This is a genomic window from Kribbella sp. (genome assembly GCF_035687465.1).
In the GTDB taxonomy this organism is placed as follows: Bacteria; Actinomycetota; Actinomycetes; order Propionibacteriales; family Kribbellaceae; genus Kribbella.
This window is the reverse complement of sequence record NZ_DASRXP010000107.1, coordinates 1-8,498: the sequence shown is the minus strand read 5'-3', so window position 1 is coordinate 8,498 and position 8,498 is coordinate 1. Positions and strand designations below refer to the sequence as shown.

General features: G+C 68.9%; 6 protein-coding genes and 1 pseudogene. 3 read left to right on the top strand and 4 right to left on the bottom strand.

What is annotated here, in order from left to right; genetic code table 11:
• Positions 1-201 (top strand): annotated as a pseudogene (locus tag VFG33_RS05340) (GNAT family N-acetyltransferase); the annotation flags it as partial.
• On the opposite strand, the gene VFG33_RS05335 reads toward VFG33_RS05340, so the two are convergent.
• Positions 194-1,963, bottom strand: coding sequence for a M1 family metallopeptidase (locus VFG33_RS05335; RefSeq protein WP_325023002.1), 1,770 nt, complete (start codon positions 1,961-1,963; stop codon positions 194-196). The pseudogene VFG33_RS05340 and the gene VFG33_RS05335 sit on opposite strands and share 8 nt — an antisense overlap.
• A 313-nt stretch (positions 1,964-2,276) precedes the next feature.
• Between VFG33_RS05335 and VFG33_RS05330 the strand changes: the two genes are divergently transcribed.
• The gene (locus VFG33_RS05330; protein WP_325023000.1) at positions 2,277-3,047 is read left to right on the top strand and encodes a M28 family metallopeptidase; all 771 of its coding nucleotides are present in this window, start codon (positions 2,277-2,279) and stop codon (positions 3,045-3,047) included.
• Here the strand turns inward: VFG33_RS05330 and VFG33_RS05325 are convergent.
• Entirely contained in the window at positions 3,044-4,393 is a 1,350-nt protein-coding gene (locus VFG33_RS05325; protein WP_325022998.1) for a CapA family protein, read from the bottom strand. The genes VFG33_RS05330 and VFG33_RS05325 overlap by 4 nt on opposite strands.
• Positions 4,394-4,485: 92 nt before the next feature.
• Here VFG33_RS05325 and VFG33_RS05320 point away from each other — a divergent pair, with 92 nt between their 5' ends.
• The gene (locus VFG33_RS05320; protein WP_325022996.1) at positions 4,486-6,078 is read left to right on the top strand and encodes an adenylate/guanylate cyclase domain-containing protein; all 1,593 of its coding nucleotides are present in this window, start codon (positions 4,486-4,488) and stop codon (positions 6,076-6,078) included.
• Here VFG33_RS05320 and VFG33_RS05315 read toward each other — a convergent pair.
• Both VFG33_RS05315 and VFG33_RS05310 read right to left on the bottom strand, forming a co-directional pair.
• A complete protein-coding gene (locus tag VFG33_RS05315) occupies positions 6,049-6,801 on the bottom strand; it encodes an SDR family oxidoreductase (protein WP_325022994.1) in 753 nt (250 codons plus the stop codon). The genes VFG33_RS05320 and VFG33_RS05315 overlap by 30 nt on opposite strands.
• Before the next feature lie 30 nt (positions 6,802-6,831).
• Entirely contained in the window at positions 6,832-8,415 is a 1,584-nt protein-coding gene (locus tag VFG33_RS05310; protein ID WP_325022992.1) for a carboxylesterase/lipase family protein, read from the bottom strand.
• Positions 8,416-8,498 lie beyond the last annotated feature (83 nt).

Here is an 8,498-nt window from a genome sequence, read left to right as displayed (position 1 = left end):
GCCCACCGCGGCCGCGGCCTGTCGCTGTGGATGAAGGCGGCGCAGATCCGTCAGCTCCGCGACCGCTACCCCGACCTAGCCGGCCTCCTCACCGACATGGCCTCCACCAACCTCGCCATGCAACACATCAACACCCACCTCGGCTACACCACCACCCACCACACCCACCGCTACACCCTCCACCTAGAGGCGGCTAGTTGAGGATCTTCAGCGCGGCCGCGATGGTGATGGGGTGGTAGCCGGGGCGGGCGGTGGTGAAGACTTCGTTGGCGAATTGGCGGCCTGCTTCGGTCTTGCTGAGGGCTCGGTAGACCGGGAGGACGAGCTTCATGCGTCCAACGCGGGTGAGGAATCCGGCGAGTTCGTCGTACGCCGGGGTGTAGGAGCTGGCGGCAACGATCGAGTACCAGCGGCGGGCGATCTCGCCGTTCGCAGTACCGGTGAGACTGAATTCCCGGTCGAGCTGCTGTAGCTGGGAGGTAGTCAGCACGTCAGGAGCCGCGTCCAGGAAGCGGAGCCACTCCTGCGGCGTCCAGTGGCTCGCGCCCGACGGCAGACCGCCGGTTGCCAACCACCTGTCCCGCTCTTGGTCCACGGCCTCGAAGCGGGCCGACGCCGCTCGCTCCGCGAAGACTGGGATCCCTGGCTCGTCCAGCCAGGCCGCGACCTCATCTGCGGTGACTACCTCGGGGTGGCGATCCAGCAGGTTGTCCTGCAGGTGTCCGACGAAGTCCTGGGAGTTGATGCTGCGGAAGGCGAACCGGTCGAAGTACCCGCGCAGGAAGGGGTCGAAGACCTCGCGGCCGAACCGTCCCTCCAGCCAGGACAGGAACCACGCGCCCTTGAGCGGTCCGAGCGCGGTCGTGCCGTGGTACTCCGACCGATGGTTGAGCCCTGGGAGCTCCACGGCCTGCTCTATCGGGGTCAGCGGATCAAGCTTGACCACGGTGGCGTGCTGCTTGATCGCTGTCTCCATCACGGCCAGTTCGGTGCCGTAGACGGCCTCCACAATCCGGTTCTCGACGTACGCCGTGAAGCCCTCGTTGAGCCAGATGTCGTCCCAGCTGTCCTGGGTGACCAGGTTGCCGGACCAGCTGTGCGCGAGTTCGTGCGCGACGACGCTGACCAGCGACTTGTCGCCGATCACCACGGTCGGCGTCGCGAACGTCATCCGCGGGTTCTCCATCCCGCCGTAGGGGAAGGACGGCGGCAGCACCAGGATGTCGTAGCGACCCCACCGGTACGGGCCGAACAGCGCCTCGGTGACCCGCATCATCTCCTCGGTGTCCGCGAACTCGGTCGCAGCCCGCTTGGCCATCTCCGGCTCGGCCCAGACCCCGGCCCGCTCCCCGATCGGCTCGAACACCAGGTCCCCGGCCGCGATGGCCAGCAGGTACGACGGGATCGGCTCGGGCATCACGACGTTGTAGGAACCCGTACGGCGTGACGTAGTGCCGTTGTCGGCGCTCATCAGCACCATCAGGTCCGCCGGAGCGGTCACATGCGCGGCGTAGCTGAACCGCACGCCCGGAGTGTCCTGCACCGGTACCCAGCTGCGGGCGTGGATCGCTTGCGACTGGCTGAACATGAACGGCTTCACGCCGCCGGCGGTCATCGACGGCTCAAGCCATTGCAGTCCGGTGGCCGTCGGCGCGGTCCGGTAGCTGACCCGCACCCGCTCATTCTGCGCCGTCTGGATCGTCAACGCCGAACCGAGCTCCGCATCCGGCAGGGCCACACTGAACTCCAGCGGCTCCCAACCGTCGGCAGTGGAGCCCTCCACCCCCAGCACGGTCAGGTCGCGGGTGTCCAGCATCAGCCGGGTAGCGGATCCGCTCCAGGCGAGCGTGTGGGTGGCACTACCCGCCAGCACCTTGGCTGCGAAGTCCAGGTCGAGCTCCAGCTCGAGGTGGGTGGTGCGCACCAGCGCCGGTTCGGCGTAGGAGTGGCGGTCGTGGGTCACAGATTCTCCCGAGGCAGAGGTCGTCCGGAGGACACTACCCAGCAATACGGCCAACAACGCGGCCAATTAGAGCCACGGGCAGCAACGTGCCATAACCGGTTAAGGTCTACCCATGCGGGCCGCCGCTCTGCCGCTGGCTGTGCTGCTGACGACCATGGCGACCACCGCCTGCTCCAGCAGCACACCCACCCCTGCGCCGACCACCTCTGCACCTGCTCCCCCCACGTCAGCACCGTCTACGTCCAGGTCCACTCCCGCCCCGTCAGCATCGGTGTCGAGCCCCGCGCCACAGCCCTTCGACAGCGCGTCCGCGATGGCGACTGTCCGCTACCTGGCCGGCCTCGGCCCCCGCGAAGCGACCAGTACTGCGTATCTCCAGTCGCTGGCGTGGTTGGAGGGCCGCTTCAAGTCGGCCGGCTACCAAGTGAGGCGGCAGCAGGTGCAAGTCCCCGCGGGCATCTCGTGGGGTGTGCCGGTCCGCGCCGGCACCACCTGGAACCTCATCGCCACCAAGCCCGGCTTCAACGCCAGTGCTCCTCACCGGGTGGTCGGCGCCCACCTCGACACCGTCCCGCAAGCGCCCGGAGCCGAGGACAACGCCTCGGGCATCTCGGTGCTGCTGGAAACCGCGGCGCTCTACCAGGATCGGGATCCACGCCTTCCGACGGTCTACGTCGCCTTCGGGGCCGAAGAACCACGCGGGGACGGCGACAACCGGCATCACTACGGTTCGAGGGCTTATGTCGCATCACTGCCGGCTGCCCAGCGAAAAGCTCTGAGCGGCATGGTTTCGCTCGATCGGGTGGGGGTTGGGACCGTGGTGCCGCTCTGTGCGGGATCGGACGATCAGGTGGAACTGCGGCTCGAACTGCGGGTGGTTGCGGGGCTGATCAGCGTACCGAGTCGGGCTTGTGTGAACAGGTCGAGTGACCACTGGTCGTTCGTACGCGCCGGGTTGCCCGGGGTTCGGCTGGGCAGCACGCCGTATCCGGAGTACCACAGCGCGCGGGACCTGCCGGAGGTGGTGGACGAGGCCCAGCTCGACCGGACGGGCCGAGTCGTGGCGGCGTGGCTCGACGGTTAGCTGGCGCCGCGGATGTCGGCGAGGATCTGCTCGGCCCGGGTGCCGGTGACTACGCGCGGACTGAAGTCGTTGCCGATGACATAGGGCGTCAGCCTCGCGGCCTTCAGGGTCTTGCCCCAGTAGGTGAGCTCCAGCAGAACGCCCTCCTGGGTCTGCTGGGAGAAGTCCATGTCGAACACCAGGTTGCCCAGTGAGTGCGCCACCACCTTGTTGCTGGAGAACTGCACCGCTTGCACCCAGTGCGGATGCCCACCGATCACCAGGTCCGCTCCGGCCTTGCTGAGTGCGGCCGCGACGGTTTCCTGGGCTGGTACCGGCTCGTGGGTGTACTGCTGGCCCCAGTGCGGCAGCACCACGACCACATCGGCCGACGCGCGCAGTACCTGGATCGATCGGGTGAGCGCGGTGAGATCACCTTGATTGAGCGGACCGGTCCGCGGCGGCATGCGGACGGACAGCGCACCCGGCGAGGTCGCGGTCGCTCGTGGTGTCTCTCCGATCGCGTTGAACGCGAGGAAGCCGAAGCGCACGCCGTCCCGCGTGACGATCACCGGTCGCGCGGCCTCGGCAAGGTTGCTTCCGGCCCCTACCGGCTGGATGCCTCCGGCCCGAACCCGCTGAACGGTCTCGATCAAAGCCTGATGTTCGTAGTCACCTGTGTGGTTGTTGGCCAGCGACAGTACGTCGACTCCGGCGTCGCGCAGTCCCGTCAGTACGGCGGGTGGTGCGGCGAAGGAATCGCCACCCTGCTGCGGTGATCCCGCCTGGGAGAGCGTGCTCTCGAGGTTCGCGACGGTGATGTCGGCAGCGGCCAGACGGGGTCCGATCGCGCGCAGTGGTCGCGAGACGTCCCCTGTCCTCGCGGCGGCGGCGCCAACCCGGCGGCCAAGCATCACGTCACCTCCGATCGTCAGGTTCACGACCTGGGTTGAGGCGGGCGGGCCTGCGGTACGCAAGGGGTAGCGAACGGGATCCTTCCAGGGATCGATGCCGCCGACCGTCACAGCGCGGATGGTCGGGCCGGCGGTCGCGGCCGGCACTATGGCGAGAGCGGAGGGATCGCTCTCCACGGTCTGAACGCTCGCGACCAGCCGGAAGCCTCGCCAGGACTTCGTCGCCCCGGAGACGAGCTTCCTGGCGGTGGCCAGGTCGATGTCCTGGGCGGACCGAGTCGGGTTGATCGCCAGGATCAACGGCTGCTCGGTCGGCTCGACCGGAGTCGTCGGCGTCGATGGAGTACTGGTCGGGCGGATCGTTGGGCCGCCGTCCGAGCCCGCGTCTGAGCAGGCGGCCAAGACTGCGACGGCCGAGACCGCCGTCAGCAGACGCATGAGGCCGACGGGCATACCGCCACCGTAGCCAGCTGATCCCAAACCCCGGTGAACCTGTCGGGCGAGGCGGTTTCGGTTGGGTGGAGAGGAACTAGCAGACTGTGGGCATGTTGCCGGAGAGTAGCCCTGAGCGGCTGCTGCAGCGTAGGCCGTTCGGATCGTGGTTGCTCGGGCCTGCCGACCAGAGCCCGCGGATGCTGCGGATCCGGGTGCAGACACTGCTGACGCTCTTCTCCATCGGCACCAACCTGATCGGCGCCGTGGTCGTGTTCGTCCTCGCGGTGTTCGTGCTGCCAGGGCCGCCCGGTGACGACAACCTCACGCTGGTTCGCTGGCTGGCGTTCCCGATCTACTTCCTGGCCGCCCTGCTGATCGGCGCCGTCTGGAGCACCAGACTGGCCCGCCGCGTCACCCGCTGGGTCCTCGAAGAACGCCCTGCCACCCGGCGCGAGCAGATCGCCACGCTGCAACTCCCCCTACGTCTGACGATGATCGAGGTCGTTCTCTGGCTGCTCGCCGCGGTGGTCTTCAGCGTCCTGACCCTGGCGCTGGAACCGCAGAGCTTTCTCCGCGTGGTGGTCACGATCATCGACGGCGGCACCGTCACCTGCGCGGCGTCGTACCTGCTGACCGAGTTCGCGCTGCGGCCGATCGCCGCGAGAGCGCTTGCTGACGAACCACCGCCGCGGCGCTTGCTGGCCGCCGGCCTGGAAGCGCGCACGGTGTTCTTCTGGGCGGTCGGGTCCGGGGTTCCCGTCCTCGGACTGATGCTGACGGCGGTGCTCGCACTGATCGAGGGCGATGTCTCCTCGACCCGGCTGTCGGTGGTCATCCTTGCCCTCGGCGCCGTAGTACTGGTCTTCGGCTGGTTCCTCACGCTGCTCTCGGCCAGGTCGGTGGTCGCGCCGGTGCGCTCGGTGCGGAACGCGTTGACGGTGATCGGCGGCGGCGATCTGAACGTACGGATCCCCGTGTTCGACGGCACCGAGCTCGGGTCGCTGCAGGCAGGGTTCAACCGGATGGCCGCCGGGCTGCGCGAACGCGAGCGCCTCCGCGACCTGTTCGGCCGGTACGTCGGTACTGACGTGGTGCGGGAGGCTCTGACCAGCGACTCGCTCGGTGGCGAGGAACGGTTCGCGGCGATGCTCTTCGTCGATCTGGTCGGCTCCACTGAGCTCGCGGCGGCCCGGCCCCCGACCGAAGTGGTGCACCTGCTGAATCAGTTCTTCGTCATCGTGGTCGACGAGGTGGACCGGCACGGCGGCTTCGTGAACAAGTTCGCCGGCGATGCGGTGCTGGCCGTCTTCGGGGCGCCGACCGAGCTTCCGGACGCGGCAGGGAGCGCTCTCCGGGCTGGGCGCGCATTGGCCCGGCGCCTGGCGGAGGAGTTGCCTGAGGCAACAGCGGGGATCGGCGTCACCGCCGGCATCGTGGTGGCCGGAACCGTCGGCGACGTCCGGCGGCATGAGTACACCGTGATCGGTGACCCGGTGAACGAAGCCGCCCGCCTGAGCGAACTGGCCAAGTCCGCCCCCGGCCGCCTGGTCGCCTCGATGAACGCGGTGGAGGAAGCCGCTCCGGCCGAAGCCGCCCACTGGGAGGCGGGTGACACCGTGACGGTTCGCGGACGGCTGCAGCCGACGCGCCTCGCGCTGCCTGCCCGGGAGCAGCTATCTTCCGCCGGCGACGTCGATCATTGAGCCGGTCAGGTAGGAAGCGCGATCCGAAGCGAGGAACGTGATCAAGGCGGCCACCTCCTCCGCAGTACCGGGTCGGCCCAGCGGCGGGGTGGTGCCGATCCGGTCCAACCGGCCTTCCTCGTGGATCTCGGTCTCGATCAGGCCGGGTCGGATGCCGAGCACGCGGATCCCTTCCTTCGCGACCTCGTTCGCCAGGCCCACGGTGAGGGTGTCCACCGCCGCCTTGCTGCCCGCGTAGTCGACGTACTCGCCGGCCGAACCCAGCACCGCACCCCGTGACGAGACGTTGATGATGACCCCGCCCTGTCCGCCGTGCGCGGTCGACATCCGTCGCACTGCGGCCCCCGCGACCAGGAACGCGCCGATCGCGTTGATCCGGAAGACCCGCTCGAGCCGCGCGACGTCGTACTGGTCGACCCGTGCCGCCGGCGACACCACGCCGGCATTGTTGATCACGGCACCGATCGCCCCGAGTTCACTCACCACCGTCTCGAAGAGCCGCTCGATGTCATCGACCTCCGCCACATCAGCCCGTACTGCGAGCGCCCGCCGCCCGAGCTTCTCGACAGCCGCGACGACCCGCTCCGCCTCGTCCGACCGGGTGCGGTAGCTCAGTCCCACATCCCAGCCGTCCTCGGCCAGTGCGATCGCCGCCGCGGCACCGATCCCCCGGCTCCCACCCGTCACCAACGCGACGCCTCGCAGTACTCCGGTCTCAGCCATGACGGCTAGCCTGCCATCAGCGTGGCGGGATCAGCTTGGGAGGCCGGCCCAGAAACCGCAGTGGTGGTTCGCTGCGGAGGGCGTCGGGGCGATACCGCTGGTCGACAGCTCGATCACGGTGCCTGCTGAGCCGAACTTGGGCCAATCGGGCCGGCTGGGACCGTTCGGGTTGCCGGTGCGGGCGAATGCCGACACGTAGTCGACGATCGTCGCCGACAGCCGCTCCTGCGCCGGAGTCAACTCCGGGTAATAGTTCCCCCAGAGGAGGTCGAGGTCCCACAGGTAGGGCTGACCCAGGCCGTGGTAGGAGCCCATCGGGAACCCGTTGCGAAACTGACCGCTGTCTTCGGCGAACTCGTAGGCGTAGACCGGCTGACGGGCGGTCGCGGCTTGGGCGGTGCGCAGTACCGGGCAGGCTCCAATAGAACCGCCCCAGTCGCTGAGCACCGTCGCCAGGGCGAGTGCCGGGCTGTCGTAGTCGGCGACCGGATACCGCGCGAGGACGGCGCCCGCCTTGTCGCCGAACGTCTCGGTCATCATCGTGCCGTACTTCTCGGCGGTCATCGCTGCCTCACTCCAGACAAACGCCCGCATCTCGTCGCGAGTGCCGCCGACCAGTAGCGGGACCCGCGCGGCGGATCCGTTGCGTAGAGCGTCCGCCGGCTGCTGCGGCAGCACCCAGGTCCCGGCGGTCGGATTCCACGGCCGGTCCCTCACCCGGCTGTTGAGCTGCATGCCGACGCCCTGGAGCGCACCGACCAGGCGGGTCGGCGTTACCTCGCGCAAGCACGCCGCGACATCGGCGGCGGTGGCGCAGCCGAGATCCTCGGTGGCTCGGGCGCCGAATGCCCGGGCCTCGGCCAAGGTCGGCACCCGGTTGTCGCAGGCGCCGCTCTGCGAGATCGCCCGGTGGAAGAGTCCGCGCGAGCTCGGCGAGGCAAGCTGGGCACAGACTGCTCGGGCGCCGCCGGACTCGCCGGCCAGCGTCACGTTGCGCGAGTCGCCGCCGAACTGAGCTGCGTTGCGGCGTACCCAGCGCAGAGCGGCAGTCTGGTCCATCAGTCCGTAGTTCCCGCCGCCGGCGTCGAGCGCCGGCGAGGACAGGAAGCCGAGCGCGCCGAGCCGGTAGTTCACCATGACGACCATCAGTCGGCCGGAGGTCGCGAGCCGCGCGGCGTCCTGCTCCCGCGCGCCGCCGGAGGTCAAGCCGCCGCCGTGCAGCCACACCAGCACCGGCAGCCGCTCCCCCGATCGGACGTCCCTGGGCACGGTGACGTCGAGAAAGAGGCAGTCCTCCTGACCCGCGAGGCCATTAGGACCATCCTGCGGGCAGTACGGGCTCCGCGTTGTGGCGTCGCGGACTCCTGACCATGACCGCGGACTGGCCGGGGGTTGCCACCGACGCTCACCGACCGGAGGCGCGGCGTACGGGATCGAAGAGTAGGTCGTGCGGTCGTCAGCGACGTTGCCGCGCAACCACCCGGAATCCACCCGGACCACACCTGAGGGTGGCGGATGGGTGCCGGCCGATGCCGATGCTGAGGGACCGACGAGGGTCGTGGCGGCGACCGCGGCGACCGCGATCAAGGATTGGGCAAGAGTAAGTGGCGACATACCGAAAGTCTTGCCCGTAAGGGCTTGTCGGCGCGTACTCCCAGAGTCGCGACCTCAGCTACGCCCCACGGCGTACTCCGCGG